Source organism: Brevibacterium limosum (assembly GCF_011617705.1).
Classification (GTDB): domain Bacteria; phylum Actinomycetota; class Actinomycetes; order Actinomycetales; family Brevibacteriaceae; genus Brevibacterium; species Brevibacterium limosum.
Map to the genome: position 1 here is coordinate 2,589,631 of NZ_CP050154.1, position 19,016 is coordinate 2,608,646.

14 protein-coding genes are annotated in these 19,016 nt (G+C 65.2%); 5 read left to right on the forward strand and 9 right to left on the reverse strand.

What is annotated here, in order from left to right; all coding sequences use genetic code 11:
- Positions 1–65 precede the first annotated feature (65 nt).
- Positions 66–2,804: a DNA gyrase/topoisomerase IV subunit A gene (locus GUY37_RS11695; RefSeq protein ID WP_166825808.1), complete on the forward strand. Its 2,739-nt coding sequence runs from the start codon at positions 66–68 to the stop codon at positions 2,802–2,804.
- 86 nt (positions 2,805–2,890) lie between these two features.
- Here the strand turns inward: GUY37_RS11695 and GUY37_RS11700 are convergent, their stop codons facing one another.
- Both GUY37_RS11700 and GUY37_RS11705 read right to left on the reverse strand, forming a co-directional pair.
- Positions 2,891–4,477, reverse strand: a complete 1,587-nt coding sequence (locus tag GUY37_RS11700) for an adenylate/guanylate cyclase domain-containing protein (protein WP_228278159.1) — start codon at positions 4,475–4,477, stop codon at positions 2,891–2,893.
- The gene (locus GUY37_RS11705) at positions 4,477–5,349 is read right to left on the reverse strand and encodes a biotin--[acetyl-CoA-carboxylase] ligase (protein WP_166825811.1); all 873 of its coding nucleotides are present in this window, start codon (positions 5,347–5,349) and stop codon (positions 4,477–4,479) included. Before GUY37_RS11705 ends, GUY37_RS11700 begins: the two co-directional genes overlap by 1 nt.
- 67 nt (positions 5,350–5,416) lie before the next feature.
- Between GUY37_RS11705 and GUY37_RS11710 the strand changes: the two genes are divergently transcribed.
- Both GUY37_RS11710 and GUY37_RS11715 read left to right on the forward strand, forming a co-directional pair.
- Positions 5,417–6,997: an acyl-CoA carboxylase subunit beta gene (locus GUY37_RS11710; protein WP_166825813.1), complete on the forward strand. Its 1,581-nt coding sequence runs from the start codon at positions 5,417–5,419 to the stop codon at positions 6,995–6,997.
- Positions 6,994–7,368, forward strand: a complete 375-nt coding sequence (locus GUY37_RS11715; RefSeq protein WP_166825816.1) for a hypothetical protein — start codon at positions 6,994–6,996, stop codon at positions 7,366–7,368. Before GUY37_RS11710 ends, GUY37_RS11715 begins: the two co-directional genes overlap by 4 nt.
- 104 nt (positions 7,369–7,472) lie before the next feature.
- Here the strand turns inward: GUY37_RS11715 and GUY37_RS11720 are convergent, their stop codons facing one another.
- The 4 genes from GUY37_RS11720 to GUY37_RS11735 form a co-directional block, all read right to left on the reverse strand.
- Positions 7,473–9,314, reverse strand: coding sequence for an MDR family MFS transporter (locus GUY37_RS11720; RefSeq protein ID WP_166825819.1), 1,842 nt, complete (start codon positions 9,312–9,314; stop codon positions 7,473–7,475).
- The gene (locus GUY37_RS11725) at positions 9,311–10,018 is read right to left on the reverse strand and encodes a TetR/AcrR family transcriptional regulator (protein ID WP_166825821.1); all 708 of its coding nucleotides are present in this window, start codon (positions 10,016–10,018) and stop codon (positions 9,311–9,313) included. Before GUY37_RS11725 ends, GUY37_RS11720 begins: the two co-directional genes overlap by 4 nt.
- Positions 10,019–10,171: 153 nt before the next feature.
- A complete protein-coding gene (locus tag GUY37_RS11730) occupies positions 10,172–10,969 on the reverse strand; it encodes a carbon-nitrogen hydrolase family protein (protein ID WP_166825824.1) in 798 nt (265 codons plus the stop codon).
- Between the two features lie 205 nt (positions 10,970–11,174).
- A complete protein-coding gene (locus tag GUY37_RS11735) occupies positions 11,175–12,371 on the reverse strand; it encodes an MFS transporter (RefSeq protein WP_166825826.1) in 1,197 nt (398 codons plus the stop codon).
- A gap of 118 nt (positions 12,372–12,489) precedes the next feature.
- Here GUY37_RS11735 and GUY37_RS11740 point away from each other — a divergent pair, with 118 nt between their 5' ends.
- Both GUY37_RS11740 and GUY37_RS11745 read left to right on the forward strand, forming a co-directional pair.
- Entirely contained in the window at positions 12,490–14,166 is a 1,677-nt protein-coding gene (locus GUY37_RS11740) for a DUF885 domain-containing protein (RefSeq protein WP_166825829.1), read from the forward strand.
- Positions 14,167–14,179: 13 nt separating this feature from the next.
- Positions 14,180–14,902, forward strand: coding sequence for a GntR family transcriptional regulator (locus GUY37_RS11745; RefSeq protein WP_166825832.1), 723 nt, complete (start codon positions 14,180–14,182; stop codon positions 14,900–14,902).
- Here GUY37_RS11745 and GUY37_RS11750 read toward each other — a convergent pair.
- The 3 genes from GUY37_RS11750 to GUY37_RS11760 form a co-directional block, all read right to left on the reverse strand.
- Complete coding sequence (locus tag GUY37_RS11750; RefSeq protein ID WP_166825835.1) at positions 14,845–15,618, reverse strand: aspartate/glutamate racemase family protein; 774 nt, start codon at positions 15,616–15,618, stop codon at positions 14,845–14,847. The two genes, GUY37_RS11745 and GUY37_RS11750, sit on opposite strands and share 58 nt — an antisense overlap.
- 13 nt (positions 15,619–15,631) lie before the next feature.
- Positions 15,632–17,149 carry an NCS1 family nucleobase:cation symporter-1 gene (locus GUY37_RS11755; protein WP_166825838.1) on the reverse strand — a complete coding sequence of 506 codons (1,518 nt, stop codon included), beginning with the start codon at positions 17,147–17,149 and terminating at the stop codon, positions 15,632–15,634.
- Between the two features lie 300 nt (positions 17,150–17,449).
- On the reverse strand, positions 17,450–18,934 hold the full coding sequence (locus tag GUY37_RS11760; protein ID WP_166825841.1) for an MFS transporter: 1,485 nt from the start codon (positions 18,932–18,934) through the stop codon (positions 17,450–17,452).
- Between the last annotated feature and the right edge of the window lie 82 nt (positions 18,935–19,016).

The following is a 19,016-nucleotide window of genomic DNA, read 5'->3' on the forward strand; positions in this document are numbered from 1 at the left end:
GCTGAGGTCAGGCTTCGGCGCGGGCGGGTGTTCGAATCGAACAGTTCGTGCGTCAAAGGAGTTCCATGCCCGAAGGCAGAGTCATCGAAGTCGACGTCTCATCAGAGATGGAGAGTTCGTTCCTCGAATATGCGGTCTCGGTCATCCACTCCCGCGCCCTGCCCGATGCCAGGGACGGTCTCAAGCCCGTCCAGCGTCGCATCGTCTACCAGATGGGCGATATGGGTCTGCGCCCTGAGCGCGGTCATGTGAAGTCCTCTCGCATCGTCGGTGATGTCATGGGCAAGCTCCACCCGCACGGCGACACCGCGATCTACGACGCCCTCGTCCGCCTCAGCCAGGGTTTCATCATGCGTGTGCCGCTCGTCGACGGCCACGGCAACTTCGGCTCCCTCGATGACGGGCCTGCGGCCCCTCGCTACACAGAGGCGCGCCTGACCACGGCGTCTATGCAGATGATCGCGGGTCTCGACGAAGACGTCGTCGACTTCGTACCGAACTACGACAACACGCTCACCCAGCCCGAGGTCCTGCCCAGCGCCTTCCCGAACCTGCTCATCAACGGCACCTCGGGCATCGCAGTCGGAATGGCCACGAACATGGCTCCGCACAATCCCGGCGAAGTCATCGCCGCCTGTGCCCACCTCATCCGCAACCCGGAAGCCGGGCTCTCGGAGCTCATGCGCTACATCCCCGGCCCGGATCTGCCCACCGGCGGGCGGATCATCGGCCTCGACGGTGTGCGTGAGGCCTATGAGACCGGTCGCGGCACGTTCCGCACCCGGGCCACGGTGTCCTTCGAGAACATCAGTGCCCGCCGCAAGGGCATCGTCGTCACCGAACTGCCCTACCTCGTGGGACCGGAGAAGGTCGTGTCGAAGGTCAAGGACGCCGTCGGGGCGAAGAAGCTCACGGGAATCGCCTCGATCGACGACTACTCGGATCGCAAGAACGGCATGCGTCTGGTCATCGGAATCAAGAACGGCTTCAATCCCGAGGCCGTCCTCGCCGAGCTCTACCGCCAGACACCGCTCGAGGAATCGTTCAGCATCAACAATGTCTGCCTCGTCGACGGGCAGCCGCGGACCCTGGGACTGCGCGAGCTCCTCACCGTCTACCTGTCCCACCGCATCGACGTGGTGCGCAGGCGCACGGTCTTCCAGCTGCGCAAGGCCAAGGACCGGCTCCACCTCGTCGAAGGTCTGCTCATTGCGATCCTCGACATCGATGAGGTCATCCAGCTCATCCGCTCCTCGGATGATGCGGCCACGGCGCGTACCCGCCTCATGGATGTCTTCGAGCTCTCCGAGCTGCAGGCGACGTACATCCTCGATCTGCAGCTGCGTCGGCTCACGAAGTTCTCCCGTCTCGAACTCGAGGCCGAACGTGACGAGCTGAAGAAGACGATCGAGTACCTCGAATCGCTGCTGGCCGATGAGGCGAAGCTGCGTGAGCTCGTCGCCGCCGAGCTCGAGGCCACCGCCGAGATCATCGGCACACCGCGGCGCACGGTCCTCATCGAAGGGTCGATGAAGGAGCTGACGGCCAAGGGCAAGAAGGCTCCGGCGAACCTCAAGATCGCTGATTCCCCCTGTCGGGTGCTGCTGTCGACCTCCGGACGCATCGCACGCACCTCGGACGCCGCTCCCCTGGCACGCGCGGGCCGACGCTCCAGCCATGATGCGCTGGTCTCGGAGGTCGTCACCACGACTCAGGGCAAGGTCGGCGCCATCACCACCACCGGCCGCCTGCACATGGTCGATGTCGTCGACCTGCCGGCCCTGCCCCCGGCAGCGGCACGGCCCAATGTCGCCGGTGGGGTGAAGATCGCCGAATATGCGGCCCTGGAGAAGAACGAGAAGATCATCGGTCTGGTCGACCTCGACCGCGAGTTCGTCCTCGGCACCGCCGAAGGCGTCGTCAAACGGGTGTCGGTGTCCGGTCGTCCGAACAAGAACGAATGGGAAGCCATCACTCTCAAGGGCAAGGACTCCGTCGTCGGGGTCGCCCAGCCCGAGGACATCGACGATTCCCTCTCCGTGTTCGTGACCTCGAACGCCCAGCTGCTCGCCTTCGACGCCTCCGGCCTGCGTGCGCAGGGCTGGAACGCCTCCGGTGTGGCCGGAATCAAGGTTGCCGCCGACGCGAAGGTGATCTTCTTCGGAATGACCCCGAAGGCGGCGAAGACCGACGAGGACGGTGCCGCGGATGCCGAGCTCGGCAGCTTCGCTGTTGTCACCGTCGCCAGCGGTGAGAACTTCTACGGTGCCCCGTCGTCGTCGATCAAGGTCAGCGAATTCTCCGAGTTCCCGACCAAGGGTCGGGCCACCTCGGGCGTGCGTGCCCACAAGTTCCTCAAGGGCGAGACCGAACTGTCGCTGGCCTGGGTCGGCGACTCTCCGCAGGCCGCCGCCTCTGCCGGCGGTGCCCGCACGCTGCCGGCCGAACTGTCCCGCCGCGACGGGACGGGGTCGCCGCTGGAGTCGAAGATCGATGTCATCGGCACCCTGCCCCGCCTCGGCGGCGCCGAATCCGTCGATCATACCCGGACGGCCGACGATGCTGCCTCAACCGGCGCCGAGGCGACCGCGGGGGCCGCGTCCGATGCGAAGACGGCGACGCCCGGCGGCAAGCGGTCCGCGGACAGGGGTCAGCAGGGTCTGGCGACGAGTTTCGATGAGCTCGAACTCGACCTCGAGGATGCCAAGGATGAGATCGCGCGGTCGAAGTTCGACACCGAAGGTGCCGTGATCGTCTCCCACGATGACGATGACGACGAGGAGGACGACTCGGCTCTGTTCTGATTTCTGAGTCTGACTCCGTCTCTGACGTCGAGTGCGACCGCCGGGCCCAGCACCTCGGTGCTGGGCTCAGCCGTCAGTCGCTGATCTCAGGTCTCGGGTTCGTCGTCGAGGTCGAGGCGCATCTGAGCCGCGGTGCCGCGTTTCATCTCACCGATGGAGGTCTCACCGAGTCCGTGCAGCGAAATCGAATCGCGAGGTTCGAAGACGTAGTCGTCCGAGGCCGAGAGCACTCGTGCGGTCTCCTCGTCGGTGAAGATCGTTCCGGGATCGGCCACAGCCGTCAGCCGTGCCGCGAGGTTGACGCTGGAGCCGAAGATATCGCCGAGGCGGGAGAGCACCCGCCCCCAGACGAAGCCGACGCGAGCCTGCGGCAGGTCCTCGGCGGCGGTGACGCGCTCCATCAGCGTCATCGCGATCTCGGCTCCGGCCAGCGGTGTCGAGGCGGCGAAGAACACCTCATCGCCGACGGTCTTGATGACCCGTCCGCCGCCGGTGGCGACGATGTTGTAGGCCATGCCCTGGAACTCCTGGACCATGTCCGCAAGCTGCCGCGGCTCCATCTTCTGTGACAGACGGGTGAAGGAGACGAGATCGATGAACCCGACGGCACGGGCCAGCGGCATCGAGGAGTCGTACCAGCCCTGCCGGTTGTCCATGGCCAATCCGTCGGAGACGTTGACGTTGAGACGGCCCATGACGTCGGCGAGGTTGCGCCGCCAGGAGTAGGTGAGCATCTTCTGCAGCGGGTCGATCATCTCTTCGACGACGGCCAGGGCGTCCCGCCGGGCTTCCGGGTCGGTCAGCCCCTTCTCCTCGGTGAGGAACTCGACGAGGGTCTCCATCTGCCAGACGACGAGGCGGTCCGTCGTCTGGCCGATCGCCCGGGCCAGGGACAGTGCGGTGGTCTGGTCGATGAGGCCGTCGGCGACGGGTTTGGCCCAGATCCGCAGGGCATGGGCATCGCTGACGGTGTAGGCCTTGTCCGTCGGCTTCGCCTGCGACATGCCGAGCGCCCGCCACATCTTCCGGGCCGAGACCGTGGAGATTCCGCCGAGCTTGGCGGCCTCACGCCGGTCGAGGACGCGTTTGCCGTCGAGCAGGATCTCCTCGAGGCGTTCGGCCGCGGTTCGGGTCTCATAGATCGTGTCGTCGAAGTCGGGCCCGTCGTCGTCAAGGGCGTCGTCGACGTCGTCCTCGTCGATGATCGGCAGCGCCGTGGTGCGCGGATCCTCACGCAGTCCGCTGAAGAAGTCCTCATCGACGTCGACGCCCGGTTCCGCATCGGCGGAGTCGGCGTCCCCAGAGGCTGCGTCCGGATCCGCCGTCACCTCGTCGGCCAAATCTGCGCCGACTTCCCCGGCCTGAGGAGCGGATCCGGTCAGACCGCCCACTGGTTCTTCGTCGGTTTCGGCATCGCCGAACAGATCGTCCGCACTCGACTCGCCATCATCACCGGTGAAGGCCCCAGCGGCACGGTCGGCCGCCTCGGTGCCGGACCGAGGCTCTGCATCTGACTGAGGAACAGCGCCCGACGGTGTTTCGCTGCCCCTCGATGTTTCGTCGTCGGGCGTCTGCCCGTCTGCGGAGTCGCCTTCGGCGTCTGCCGCCTCGGGGGTGCCCGACATCTGCGGATCGACGATGTCGAATCCGGCGGTGAAGTCCGAAACCGCCATCAGCGATCGCTCCTCTCCGGAGCTGTCGGAGATGCGGCGGGACGCAGATGGTGGACGTCTCCGGCGCTCAGCGACACACGATCGTCGATGATCAGGTCGGCTCCGGAGTCCAGCCCCGTGGCGATGCCGACGATGTCCGAACCGTCGGGCTTCTCCACTCGGACCTTCGACCCGAGCGTCACCATATGATCACGCACTCTCCGGGCTGTGCGGCTGTCGCGGAAATCCTCATCTCCATAGTCGACCAGCTCTCTGTAGCAGGGGATCAATGTGCTCAGAATCGAGACTAGCAACGCTTCATGATCAATTTCTGAACCATCGACACCGGTTTCGATCGCCAGAGAGCTCGCGTCCGTCCGCGGCAGATCCGCAGGCTCCAACCGGGTGTTCAGGCCCATCCCCAACACGATCTGCGGGCCGCTGGCCAGGGGCTCGACACGCGCGAGGATTCCGCACAGCTTCTTCCCGTCGGCGGTGAGCACATCGTTGGGCCATTTGATCGCGGCGGGCACCCCCGCCTCGGCGACGGCGGTGTGCACGGCCTCACCGGCGATGAGCGGGATCCATCCCCACTGGGAGAACCCTGCCGGGGGTGTGAGCAGAATCGACCATGTCAGGGACCGTCGGGCGGGCACCGTCCAAGTCCGCCCCAGACGGCCGTGTCCGGCGTTCTGAAAATCTGTGCCGCGGATGGTGAATTCGGCCATGGGCGCACCGCTGTCCGCGCGATCCCGGACCACCCGCGCGAGTTCGTCATTCGTCGATGTGCAGGCATCGTCCCAGATCAGAGGAGGGAGCGAGAGACCACGATCCGCAACGGTGCGGTGCACTGAGTCGACGTCGACGAGGAGAGAAGTGTGTTGGCTGTTCACCAGTCCACTCTAGATTCTTTTGGTGAGAGTGCACAATGAAGTCTCACGTCATCGTTATTGTGGAGACATGACGGATACTCCACGGACCACAGCCGAGCGCATCGACGCTTTCACCCAGCGCCGGGAAGCGGCCCACACCGGCAACCAGCGCTCGGTGGACAATCAGCACAAGCGCGGCAAGCAGACCGCCCGTGAACGCATCGCAGCTCTCCTCGACGCCGACTCCTTCCAGGAGATCGACGAATTCGCCCGCCACCACAACCACCAGTTCGGGATGCAGGACAACCGCCCCGACGGCGACGGAGTCGTCTGCGGTCTGGGCACGATCGAAGGCAAGACCGTCGCGGTCTTCGCCCACGACTTCACTGTCCTCGGCGGGTCCCTCGCCGAGGCGAACGGACGCAAGATCGTCAAGGTGCAGAAGCTTGCGCTCAAGCTCGGCTGCCCGATCATCGGCATCAACGACTCCGGCGGCGCACGGATCCAGGAAGGCGTCGGGTCGATCGCGCTCTTCGCCGAGATCTTCCGCCTCAACGTCGCCTCCTCCGGCGTGATCCCGCAGATCTCGCTGATCATGGGACCCTCGGCCGGCGGCGCCGTCTACTCCCCCGCACTGACCGATGTCACGATCATGGTCGATCAGATCAGCCACATGTACATCACCGGTCCCGACGTCATCAAGACCGTCACCGGTGAGTCGGTCGGCCATGAGGACCTCGGCGGCGGACGGACGAACAACACCGTGTCCGGAAATGCTCACTACCTCGCCGCCGATGAGGACGATGCGCTCAACTATGTGCGTGATCTGCTCTCGTTCCTGCCGCAGAACAACCTCGATCCGGCGGATGCCGACGAGTTCGAGTCCGATCTGTCGCTGACTCCCGAGGACGAAGCGCTGGATACGCTCATGCCGGATTCGCCCTCGCAGCCCTACGACATCCTCGATGTCGTCACCACGATCCTCGACGACGGCGATTTCCTGCAGGTCTCGGAGCTCTTCGCCCCGAACGTCGTCACCGGCTTCGGACGCGTCGAGGGAGTCAGCGTCGGCGTCATCGCCAACCAGCCCATGCAGCTGGCCGGCACCCTCGACATCGACGCCTCGGAGAAGGCCGCTCGCTTTGTGCGCCTCTGCGATGCCTTCAACCTGCCGATCCTCACCTTCGTCGACGTGCCGGGATTCCTGCCGGGCACCGATCAGGAGTTCGGCGGCATCATCCGCCGCGGGGCGAAGCTCATCTACGCCTACGGTGAGGCCACTGTTCCGCTCGTCACCCTCATCACCCGCAAAGCCTACGGCGGCGCGTACTGTGTGATGGGATCGAAGCAGCTCGGTGCCGATATCAACCTCGCCTGGCCGAGCGCTCAGATCGCGGTCATGGGTGCCCAGGGTGCGGCGAACATCGTCTACCGACGCAAGCTCAAGGCCGTCGAAGACGCCGGTGAGGACGTCGAGGCGGCACGTGCCGAACTCATCCAGGATTACGAGGATGCCCTGCTCAACCCGTACCTCGCCGCTGAGGAAGGCTACATCGACGCCGTCATCAGGCCCAGCGAGACGCGCAGCCGGATCGTCCGCTCCCTGCGTGCACTGAAGAACAAGCACGTCGACGCTCCTGCTCGCAAGCACGGTAACATCCCGCTATGAGCGATGATCTGCAGACCGATGCCGAGGCGAACCTGCCCAGCGATGTGGACGTCGAGGTGACTGCCCCCGGTGAGGATTCCGCCACCGAGGCGGCCCCGACCTCGGCCGAGACGCTGCGTGTGCCCTCGGTGGAGGGACGGTCACAGGTGCGTGCCGATGACGGCGAACCGATCAGTGACGAGATGGCCAGTGCCGCGGCCGTGGCCGCGGTCGTCGCGATCCGTCAGGTGGCGATCGCCTATGCGGCCCAGCAGGCCAGTGCGGAAGCCGAGTCCGAGATCCGCAAGGGTGACCGGGCCGGTTTCCGGGCCCCGCGCCGCAATGTGCGCAAGCGCCTCCCTCAGACCTGGGACCAGCACCTGGGCCGCTGAAGCGCCCACAGCCGCGAACCGACGCAGAGGGGCCGGCGGAAGAGGAATCCTCTTCCGCCGGCCCCTCTGCGGTCAGCGTCCCGGAGACCGATCGCTGAGACCGATCACTTCAGCCGGTACTGCTCTTTGGCCGGGTCGAGCCACGCACGATCCGCCTCGTCCGCCGCGGGGTGGTCTCCCGCGACGAGACCACGGCCGCCGTCGGCTCCTGACCGCACCCCATCGCCGGTCGCCTCCGGCCGATCGCCGTCGACGCGGTGGATCTCTCCCGCATCGACGCCGGAGCCCGCCCGGGCTCCGTCGGACACGGAGATCGTGGCGACGCGGCCCTCGTTCTGTGCGGTGCCCGCACCTGCGTGCCCGCCCATGTCCTCTCCGTAGACGGCCTCACCGCGGGCAACCATTCCGGCGACGTCGGAGAGTCTGAGCTGCGGGAGGAACCACGCGAGCACGAAGGCCACGAGGAAGACAGGGACCATGTACCAGAACGACGGTGCCAGCGCATCCGCATAGGCTCCGACCACGAGGTCGTGGATCGGGCCGGGCAGATCGGCCACGGATTCGGGCGTGAGGGAATCGGTCGACGGGGCCCCGGCGGCCGCATTGGCCGCATCCGCCGGCAGACCCTGCATCGCCTCGGCGATCTTGTCCGACAGACGGGTGGTGAAGATCGACCCGAACAGGGCGGTGCCGACCGAGGCTCCGATCTCTCGGAAGTAGTTGTTCGTCGAAGTGGCCGTGCCGACCAGCTTCGGATCCACGGAGTTCTGGATGACGAGGACGATGATCTGCATGACCAGGCCCAGACCGAAGCCCATCGTGAAGATCATGCCGCCGATGAGCACCATCGACGTGTCCGCGGTCATCGTCGTCATCCACGCCAGCGCCGCACCGGCGATGAGAGTGCCGGCCAGCGGGTAGATCTTGTACTTGCCCGTCTTCGACACGATGATGCCCGAGACGATCGAGGTGAGCATGACGCCGGCCATCATCGGCAGCATGAGCAGCCCGGATCCGGTGACATCGGTGCCCGTGGCCATCTGCAGGAAGGTCGGCAGGAACGCCATCGCGGAGAACATGCCCAGCCCCAACAGCAGGCCGATGGTCGTCGAGAGGACGAACGTCGGATTGCGGAACAGGTGGATCGGGATGATCGGGTTCGACACCTTGGACTCGACGAGGACGAAAAGGGCTCCGGCGACGATGGTGCCGATGATGAGGCCGATGATCGTCGGGGAATCCCAGTCGTAATCGTGACCGCCCCAGCTGGTGACGAGGATGAGCTGAGAGGTCGTGGCGACCATGAGGACGATTCCGAGGACGTCGACCTTCTGTTCCGATCGATGGCTCGGGAGCTTGAGCGCGAAGAGGGCGATGAGGAAGGCGACGATGCCGATCGGCACGTTGATCCAGAAGCACCAGCGCCAGTCCATGTGCTGGGTGAAGAAACCGCCGAGGACCGGTCCGAGAACACTTGAGATCGCGAACAGCCCGCCGAGCGGACCCATGTACTTTCCGCGTTCGCTGGCGGGGATGATGTCGGCGATGATCGCCTGGGACAGGATCATCAGTCCGCCGCCGCCGAGTCCCTGGAAGCCGCGCCAGGCGATGAGTTCCCAGAAGTTCTGCGCCATACCCGAGCCGAACGAGCCGACGACGAAGATCGCGATGGCCACGAGGAAGATGATCTTTCGGCCCCACATATCGCCGAACTTGCCGTAGAGCGGCATGACGATGGTCATCGCCAGCAGATAGATAGTGACCAGCCAGGCCTGATGCTCGACGCCGTCGAGTTCGCCGACGATCGTCGGCATCGCCGTGGACACGATCGTCTGGTCGAGGGTCGCGAGGAACATCGCGGCCATGAGCGCCGAGAAGATGAGGATGATCGTCCGCTTCGTCAGGACGAGCGGGGCCTTCTCGGCCGTCTGTGATGCAGCACTCATGCTGGTTCCTCCTTGAAGATCGCTCGCAGTTCGTCGAAGAGCTCTTCGATGATCGGGTTCGGATCCCCCTCGAGCCTGCGCAGCCGAGTGAATGTCGCCTTGAGCGCCATCATCGCCAACGCGGCGACGGCCTCGGCACGCACCGACACCGGTTCCTCCTGCTCGCTCGGGCAGGAGGCCGTCGTCCCGTCGAAGGGCGCGACCGGCGCCGAGGCGGTCCGTGGTCGGCCGTCGAGGCGGCGTTGGATGATCTGCCGGAAGAGGCGTTCGTTGTTGCCCATCCGCGCCATCTGCAGCTGCAGCAGCGAAGAGTCCTGCTTGAGCATGAGGTGGTACTGATGCATCTCATCGCGCTTGTTCATCCGCGTGGCCACGATGAAGCTCAGAAGGTGTTCGAGGTCGGCGATGAGACCGCCGTGGGGTCCGCCTGCTTCGAATTCCTCGATAGCCGGCTGGTCCTCTTCGTCGAACACGGTGTCGGCACGCCCGAGGAGGGCCTCTTCCTTCGACGAGTAGTAGTTGAAGAAGGTGCGCCGCGAGACACCGCAGCGTTCGCAGATGTCTTCGACGGTGACGTTGTGATACCCCTTCTCCAGGGCCAGATCGATCGCGGCGCGGCGCAGGGCCTGACCGCGTTCGCGTTTCTTGCGCTCGCGCAGACCCTCTGTCGGAGCCGGGGTCTCGCTCTCTGAGCTGGAAGTCATGACACTATTCTTGCACTCAGTGCATTTTTGCCTCAAGTGCAATTCTTGTGTGCTCGGACACATTCGTTCGAGCACCTGCACTCGGCCAGGGCACCGCGTCAGTGCGGCCCCGGTCGAGCACGGCTCCAGTCGAATACCGGGTCGCGGCGCGGCTCAGTACCCGAGCTTGGCGTTGGCCAGGACGGGCACGATCTCGGCCGCCTTGTCCGCGCCCGCCAGGTCGACGTCGATGATCTCGAGGCGTTCGGCTCCGTCGAGCGAGGCCAGAACGTTCCCGAAGGGATCGGAGACGAGGCTGTGGCCGACTCCCGTCGGCCCCTTCTTCGGCACGTCGACCCCGGAGACCTCAGGATCGGCCTGGCCGAGCGCGGCGACGAGCATATTCGAATCCAGCGCCCTGGCTCGGGCGAGGAGCTCCCACTGTTCGACTTTCCCGGGACCGGCGCCCCACGAGGCGGCCACGACGGCCAGTCGTGCACCGCGACGGCTGAGCTCGGCGAAGAGCTTGGGGAAGCGGATGTCGTAGCACAGGGCCAGACCGATGTCCTCGCCGTCGATGGTGAAGAGCACCGGCTCCTCCCCTGCCTCGACGGTGTCGGATTCCTTGAATCCGAAGGCGTCGTAGAGGTGGATCTTCGCATACTCGTTGCGCTCACCGGTGGGAGTGTAGACGGCGAGCAGGTTGATGACCCTGGCTGAGGTGGTCGCGAACTCGCCGACGACGACGGTGATTCCGGTCTCGACGGCCAGCTCACTCAGCGCGGTCCGCCATGACTCGGTGTGTTCCTCGGCGATGGTGCGCAGTCCCGATCCGAACGCCGACATCGTGGCTTCCGGGAAGACGACGAACCGAGCTCCTGCCGCGGCCGCGTCCAGGGTATAGGCGCGGACCTTCTCGAGGTTGTCGGCGACCTCGGTGGTGGTGTTGATCTGAGCGAGCGCGAACTTCATTCTCATCCTCCGGCGGCAGACACTGGGACGGAGGACGGCGGTGCCGAACCTCCGGTCGATCCTCTCAAGGCTATCGCGATCACGCCGAACCCAAAACCGCCCTCTTGCTACCCGACGGCGGCCTAGCAACCTCGCGCGAGGTTGCTAGGCCGCCGTCGGGTAGTTTTTGGAGGATGGGTGCCCCTACACGTCCGCGACCGGTGCCTCAGCCGAGGAATTCGCTGCCGGGGCGACCGCCGCGGCGACGTCCGTGCACCACGACGTACACGCCGATGGCGACCACGACGAGTCCGGCGCAGACCAGGAACATTCCGTTTCCGCCGGTGAACGGGTAGAGGAAGCCGAGGACGACGGGGCCGATGCCGGAACCTGCGTCGAGGAGGAGGAAGAACGATGCGGTGGCGACGGGGACACGGTTCATCGGCACGGATTTGACGGTGATGGACTGCATGCACGGCATCAGCGAGCCGAACCCGAAGCCGATGAGCACTCCGGCCAGGACGATCCCCGTCATCGTCGGCCACAATGCCAGCAGGACATTGCCGGCGATATCGGCGATGAAGACGGGGAAGATCACCGCATTGTCACCGAGGGTGTCCTGCAGCCTGCCGACGAACAGGCGGGCGAACAGGGAAGCCACAGCGAAGGCGACGAAGAACAGGGACGCAGCGGAGGCGACGCCGTGTTCGGCTGCATAGCCGGCGAGGAAGACGAGCGCTGCCGCATACGCGGTGCCGGCCAGGAGCATGACCGAGCCGATCCGCAGCCCGTCCCGGTCGACGAGCGTGCCGAGTTTGAGATGCCATTTCGTCCGCCGCTGATAGTCGCTGATCTCCTGAACCGGCAGTCGGATGAGGAGGCAGCAGATGAGAGCGAGGACGGACATGAACGCCGAGGCCGCGAAGAGCATGACGAAGTCGAACTCACGGGGCAGGACGACTCCCAGATATGGTCCGAGCGCGGTCGACAGGGTCGTCGCGGTGCCGAAGTATCCGGTGCCCTCGCCCCGTCGGGAAGCGGGGATGATGCTCTGGATGGCGGTCATGATCGCCGTGTTCCCGGCACCGAAGGCGATTCCGTGGACGATGCGCAGAGTCAGCAGCAGGGTGAGGTCGCCTGCGGCGATATAGGCCAGGGAGGCGAGAACGGAAACCGCCATGGTGATGATGAGCAGCTTGCGCCGACCGATGAAGTCGAGATACTTCCCGGTGAGCACACGGGCGACGACGGCACCGACGACGAATGACGAGGAAGCGAAGCCGGCAGCGGCCTCACCGGCGGAGAACCGTGCCACTGCGTACCCGGCCATCGATGTCATGAGCAGGTAGAAGACCATCGACATCGAGAGGTTGAGCCCGATTCCGACGATGAAGTCCTTCGTCCACAGCTTCGCTCGTGCCACTGGAGATCGGTCTCGCTTTCTGCTGTCTGCGGGGAACAGTGACACATTAGCGGGTTCGCCGCGATTGCGTGGTCTGGTCCACCGCTGATGTGACCCAGCTCGCGATAGGGTGGTCACCATGACTGAGAAGAGAACCCCTACCGCCGTCGATGCGGTCGCTGAAGACTACGTCGATGATATGCTCGCCCTCTCCCCCTCTCTCGCCCTCTACCTCGGACTCGACGGTGCGCAGGGCTTCGACGATTTCTCACCGGCCGGACTCTCCGCGCTCAACGATGTCACCGTTCGGACTCTGGCCCGCCTCGATGAGGCCGCGGACCGCCCCGACCTCGACGAGGTCGACCTCGTGACCATCGATGCGATGCGTGATCGCCTCGGAGTCGACCGTGATCACTTCGCCGCCGGGATCAAGCACGCCAGCCTCAACGTCATCGAATCCCCGCTGCAGCAGGTCCGAGATGCCTTCGACCTCATGCCCACGGAGACTGCGGCTGATTGGGAGACGATCTCGACCACTCTGGCCGCTGTGCCCGGCTCGCTCGCCGGCTACCAGGAGTCCCTGGCGATGGCGCGCGACGACGGTCACGTCGCCGCCCGCATCCAGGTCGAGAAGGTCATCGAACAGGCCCGTGCCCTGGCCGAACCCGGAAGCAACTTCGATCGCCTCGTCGCCGGTGCGACCGACGTTCCCGACACCCTCCGCTCGGATCTCGACACCCACGCCGAGGCGGCTCGTGAGTCCGCAGCGGGACTGGCCGATTTCCTCGGCGAACACCTGCTGCCCGCAGCCGGAGAGGACGAAGCCTGCGGTCGCGACGCCTATGCTCTGCATTCCCGCAACTTCCTCGGCGCCGAGATCGACTTCGACGAAACGTATGCCTGGGGTCTCGAAGAACTCGAACGCATCGACGCCGAACAGCGCGAGGTCGCGGCGAAGATCATCCCCGGTGCCGACCTGTTCGAGGTCATGGACGCCCTGAACAACGACCCGGACCGCACTCTCAGGGGAACCGAGGCTCTGCGCGAATGGATGCAGGGTGTGGCCGATGAGGCGATCCGCGAACTCGGCAAGTCCCATTTCGACATTCCCGAACCCGTCCGCACGATCGAGTGCATGATCGCCCCCTCGGCCACCGGCGGCATCTACTACACCGGTCCGACCGATGACTTCTCCCGCCCCGGCCGCATGTGGTGGTCGGTGCCGGAAGGCGTCACGGATTTCGCGACCTGGCAGGAGAAGACGACCGTCTACCACGAGGGGGTGCCCGGCCACCATCTGCAGATCGGTCAGGCCACCTGTGTCTCCGACACTCTCAACCGCTGGCGACGACTCATGTGCTGGGTCTCCGGCCACGGTGAAGGCTGGGCGCTGTACGCCGAGAAGCTCATGGCCGATCTCGGCTTCCTCGACGATCCCGGCGATTATCTGGGCATGCTCGATTCGCAGCGGCTGCGTGCCGCCCGTGTCGTCCTCGACATCGGCTTCCACTTGCGCCTCGAGGCTCCGCAGAGTCTCGACGGCGGAATCTGGAACCGCGCGAAGGCCTGGCAGTTCCTCACCGACAATGTGGCCATGGACCGATCATTCCTGGCCTTCGAACTCGACCGCTACCTCGGCTGGCCCGGACAGGCACCGAGCTACAAGATCGGCCAGCGCCTGTGGGAGCAGTACCGGGACGAGGCGAAGGCGGCGGCAGGAGCCGATTTCGACCTCAAGGACTTCCACACCCGGGCGCTGGGCCTCGGCTCGGTCGGGCTCGACACTCTGGGCCGTGCGATGAGGCGCTCACAATGAGGCGAGGGACCGAATGAAATCCAGTGAGAGCCCCCAGTCTGAGACCATGCGGGTCACCGAGGCGCTGCGCAATGAAATCATCGAAGGTCATCGTCGACCGGGTGCACGGCTCGTCGAACGCAATCTCGCCACCGAGCTCGGAGTCTCCCGAGTGCCCATCCGCGAGGCGCTGAAGAAGCTGGCTTCGGAAGGTCTGGTGACGAACCGGCCGAACACCTGGTCGACGGTCAGGGAGTTCTCCCCCAGCGACATCGCCGACCTCAACGAGGTGCGCACGGTCTTCGATGTGCTCTCCTTCGAACTCGCCGCTCAACGCCATACCCGTGAAGGGCTGGCCCGTCTGGAGGCCACGATGCTCCAGGGCCGTGAGCTCGCCGAGGCCGGAGACGTCGCCGGGGCTCATCGCTGTGCCGCGGAATTCCATGCCATCGTCACAGAACTCTCGGGCAATGAGCTGCTCGGTGAGATCGGCGCCCTGTTGGATTCACGGATGCGATGGCAGCTGAGTCAGCATGATGATCTCGCGGTCGTCGCCACCGAGCATGCTGAGCTCTTCGATGCGATCGCCCGCCGGGATCAGACGCTGGCCGGTTCGCTGGCCGCCCGCCATCTGGGCACGAGTCAGGAGCAGCACGACAAGCATTCGAAGCGTCTGGCCGAAACCGGACCCGAGGAGGCTCAGGCCGATCCTGCCGCTGCCGGTCCTGCCGCTGCAGATTCGGCTGTCGCCGACTGACCGAGCGGCCAGCCGCTGAGCTTCTTCTCACGGGCAGGCGCATAGGTGCGCACCTTCGACGTGCTCAGCCCCAGTCCGACGAGTGATTCTGCCAAGCGCACGGCCGCCGCGACCCCGTCGACGACGGGCACAGAACAGCGCCGCGTGATCGTCGCTCCGAGCTCGGCCATCCCACCGCAGCCGAGCACGATGACCTCGGCACGGTCACGGTCGACCGCCTCGGCGGCCTGATCGGTGATCGCTTCGATCGCGGCCTGCGGATCCTCCTCAAGCTCGAGCACGGCCATTCCCGAGGCCCGCACGGACACGCAGTGGGAGTCGAGACCGGCCAACAGCAGCCGGTCCTCGATGAGCGGGAGGGTCCGGTCAAGCGTGGTGACGACGGAATAGCGACGGCCGAGGAACATCGCCAGGGCCGCCCCCGCCTCGGTGATGTCGATGACGGGCACGTCCAACAGCTCCTGCAGGCCTTCGCGACCGTGCTCTCCGTACCCGGCTTGGATCACGGCGTCGAATTCGCCGGGATATTTCAGGACGGCGTCCATGACGCCGAGCGCCGCGAGATGGCTTTCGACGTTGCCTTCGCAGGATTCGGCTCCGAATTCGGGGGTCAGCCCGATGATCTCGGTTCCCGCCGAGGCGGCCTGCCGTGCCACGCGGGCGATGCCCTCGGTCATGGACTCGGTCGTATTGACGTTGACGACGAGGATTCTCACGATTCGGCTCCGATCAGTGGTGGGTCGGGACGGCGATCTCCTCACCGTCGACCTCACGGAAGGTGAAGTCGCGGCGGGCGATGACGAAGTAGATGAGCGCGGCGATCGCGGCCCCGGAGAACCAGGAGAACTCGGAGATGCCGGAGAACGCGGGCACGAGTGCGAAGACCAGTGAGATCGCCGAGGCGGGGATGAAGGCTCCGATGGCTCGCCAGTTGACTCCGCGGTGGTAGAAGTACTCACCGTCGCCGGCTTCGGTGTAGAGCTGGGGCACGTTGACCTTCGTTCTGCGCACCACCCAGTAGTCGACCATGATCACACCGAACAGGGGTCCGAGCAGGGCACCGAGTCCGCCGAGGAAGTAGACGATGACCACCGGTGAGTCATACAGATTCCAGGGCAGGATGACGAAGCCGATGACGGCCGAGATGATGGCGGCACTGCGGAAGTTCAGGTGGCGCGGGAACAGGTTCGTCAGCGCATAGGTCGGGGCGACGAAGTTCGCCATGAGGTTGACCGCGACGGTGAGCAGGAGCAGCGACAGCGACGCGAGAACGAGCAGGACCGGACTGCCGATGGACTGGACGATATCGGCCGGTGAGGTGATGACGGTGCCGTCGATCCTGTACTGCGCGCCGGCCAGAGAGATGACGACGAGTCCGAAGACGAGCATATTCACCGGGATGCCCCAGAAGTTGCCGACGACGATCGAGCCGCGCTTCTTCGCGGCCCTCGTGAAGTCGGAGAAGTTGAGGACGAAGGTGCCGTAGATGGACACCCACAGCGCGCCTCCGCCGAAGATGTGCGCCCACATCTCCCAGCCGCTGAGCGCGTCGTCGGTCGACCACGCGATGGAGAAGTCGACGCGGATGAGCATCCAGACGGCAAGGGCGAGGAATGTCACGAGGATGATCGGTCCGGCGATGGCTTCGTAGCGGCGGATCATCTCCATCCCGTAGCTGACGATGATGACTTGGATGACCCACAGCAGGGTGAAGGAGAACCAGCCGAGCCCGGAGAGTCCGAGGAATTCGGCATCGGCCCATGACTGCAGTCCGGGGAACATCGTCAGCAGCATGACGTTGAGTACGCTCGAGGCCAGGTAGGTCTGGATGCCGAACCAGGCGATGGCGACGATGCCCCGCACCGAGGCGGCCAGCTGGGCCCCGTGGATGCCGAAGGAGATCCGGCTCATCACCGGATAGGGCACTCCGGTCTTGTATCCCATGAACCCGGAGAGGGTGAGCAGGAAGAACAGCAGAGCCGCACCGACGAGGAGCGCCACCAGGATCTGCCAGGCTCCGAGGCCGAGGGCGAAGAGTCCGAGTGCGAAGCCGTAGTTGCCCAGAGAGTGCACATCGTTGGCCCACAGAGTGAAGACGCTGTAGGCCGTCCAGCTGCGGCCCTCCTTGCGGGCAGGGGCGAGGTCCGCATTGTAGAAGCGCGGACTGATGCGATGGGCCGCCAGCTGTTCGGGGCTGGGCCCCAGGCGTGTGGGCACCGGCGCCCCCGCCGTCTCGGTCTTCCTCATGCAGTCCGCTCCTTGGATCCGATCACGCCAAACTGGGATACCAAATGTGGAAACACAGCTCTGTGGCATCGATAACCTGACCAGTTCAGAGTAACCCAGCTCACACCGTGCTGGCAATGAAGCGAGCGGGACGAATTCGTCTTGACCAGATTCGAAGCGGCCGGGCAGGGCCACGCAAGACGAGGGATCGACCTCAGCATGCCCGATACCAGGTGTCTATCGGATGGCATACCATTCGTGCTCTGACTGGGCATTTCAGCTGGTCATGGGCGATGCGTCCGACAGCGGCCGTTGCGGTCCTCAGTCTTCGTGTTCGACGTCCTTGGCGGTCGGGTCCCAGGCGACGATGCCGACGGCGATCGCACCGGCCAGCGGTGCACAGGCGACGATCCAGAACACTCCCGTGCCCAGAGAGGCCGCAAGGATCGGGAACATGATGAGCGAGACGATGGAGAAGGCACGCAGGACGGACTGGTTGAAGCCGATGCCGATTCCGCGCAGCCGCGTCGGATAGGACAGGGTCGCATAGTTCATGAGGTTCGCTCCCGGTCCGCCGGCCTGCGCGAAGACGAAGGCTGCGAGCATGGCCACGGCGACGAGGACGAGGGCCCCGTTCGGGATTCCCACGATGGCCAGCGTGCCCAGTGCCGCGGCCTGAATGGCGAATCCGGTCAGGGTGATCTTCCGGGTTCCGAAGCGGTTGATGATGCTCATGCCCAACAGTCCGCCGAGCGTGCCGAAGCCCAGATTGATGACCAGTGAGGCGATGATCGTGACCAGCGGAGTCTGGTGGAAGAGCGTGGTGATGATGAGTGGGGTGCCGTAGGCGACGGCGTTGTAGCCGAAGGTCGAGAACACGGAGACGCAGAGTGCGACGATGGTGCGCACCCGGTAACGCGGGGAGAAGAGTTCGGCGAAGCCGCTCCACCGCCCTCCCCGGACCGGAGCGGCCGAGGCATTCGGGGTCTCGCGCTCATCTGCGGGAGCGAGTTCGACATTGAGGTTGTGATGGCTGCGCATGACCTCGACGGCACCTCGCAGATCGCCCTGGTTGGCCAGCCATTCGGGTGATTCGGCGAGGTAGCGGCGGCGGACGAGGAGGACGATGAGGGCCGGGACGGCACCGAAGCCGACGACGATGCGCCACAGGATCGCATGCTGGTCGTAGGGCAGGGCGATGAAGATGATGAGCACGATGACGTAGCCCATTCCGGTGGCGAAGTACCAGGCCGGGGACCAGGCGTTGACGCGCTGTGACCGGCTTCCCTTGCCTTTGAGCTTGGAGAACTCGGCGAGGAACGCCATCGCCACCGGCAGGTCGAGCCCGACGCCGATGCCCATGACGAAGCGGAAGGCGATGAGGACCCATTCGTTCGGTGCCGCTGCACAGCCGATGGCGGCGACGACGAAGAAGACCATATCGGCCATGAACAGCTTGTAGCGCCCGAACCGGTCGACGAGGTAACCGCCGAAGAGAGCGCCGATGACGGCTCCGACCATGATCGAGGCGTTGACGAGTCCGGTCATGAAACCGGAGAGGCCGAACTGCTCCTTGATGGCCGTGATGCCGAAGGCCAGGGAGGAGAAGTCATAGGCATCCATGAAGATCCCGCCGAGGGCGAGGATGATGACTGCCGTCGTCTTCGTCCCCTGGGAACCGAATTCGGCGAGGGTCGAGTGGATATCGGCCGCGGAGGCCACGATGCGCGGCGCTTCTGGGCCAGAGAGCGCCTGAGCGCCGGATGGCGTCTGAGCCGCTGACGCGGAAGAATCTGATGAAGTCACAGTCGACAAGTATCGGACCCTCGCCGCTGATCATCGATTCCCGTTGTCACACTTCGTCACCGGAGCAGAGAACGCGGTCGGC

What these genes read in the sequence shown, in the direction of transcription:
- GUY37_RS11695 (WP_166825808.1), top strand. Translation starts at nt 66, where the DNA reads ATGCCCGAAGGCAGAGTCATCGAAGTCGACGTCTCATCAGAGATGGAG.
- GUY37_RS11700 (WP_228278159.1), bottom strand. Translation starts at nt 4,477, where the DNA reads ATGGCGGTTTCGGACTTCACCGCCGGATTCGACATCGTCGATCCGCAG.
- GUY37_RS11710 (WP_166825813.1), top strand. Translation starts at nt 5,417, where the DNA reads ATGACGGATACTCCACGGACCACAGCCGAGCGCATCGACGCTTTCACC.
- GUY37_RS11715 (WP_166825816.1), top strand. Translation starts at nt 6,994, where the DNA reads ATGAGCGATGATCTGCAGACCGATGCCGAGGCGAACCTGCCCAGCGAT.
- GUY37_RS11720 (WP_166825819.1), bottom strand. Translation starts at nt 9,314, where the DNA reads ATGAGTGCTGCATCACAGACGGCCGAGAAGGCCCCGCTCGTCCTGACG.
- GUY37_RS11725 (WP_166825821.1), bottom strand. Translation starts at nt 10,018, where the DNA reads ATGACTTCCAGCTCAGAGAGCGAGACCCCGGCTCCGACAGAGGGTCTG.
- GUY37_RS11730 (WP_166825824.1), bottom strand. Translation starts at nt 10,969, where the DNA reads ATGAAGTTCGCGCTCGCTCAGATCAACACCACCACCGAGGTCGCCGAC.
- GUY37_RS11740 (WP_166825829.1), top strand. Translation starts at nt 12,490, where the DNA reads ATGACTGAGAAGAGAACCCCTACCGCCGTCGATGCGGTCGCTGAAGAC.
- GUY37_RS11745 (WP_166825832.1), top strand. Translation starts at nt 14,180, where the DNA reads ATGAAATCCAGTGAGAGCCCCCAGTCTGAGACCATGCGGGTCACCGAG.
- GUY37_RS11755 (WP_166825838.1), bottom strand. Translation starts at nt 17,149, where the DNA reads ATGAGGAAGACCGAGACGGCGGGGGCGCCGGTGCCCACACGCCTGGGG.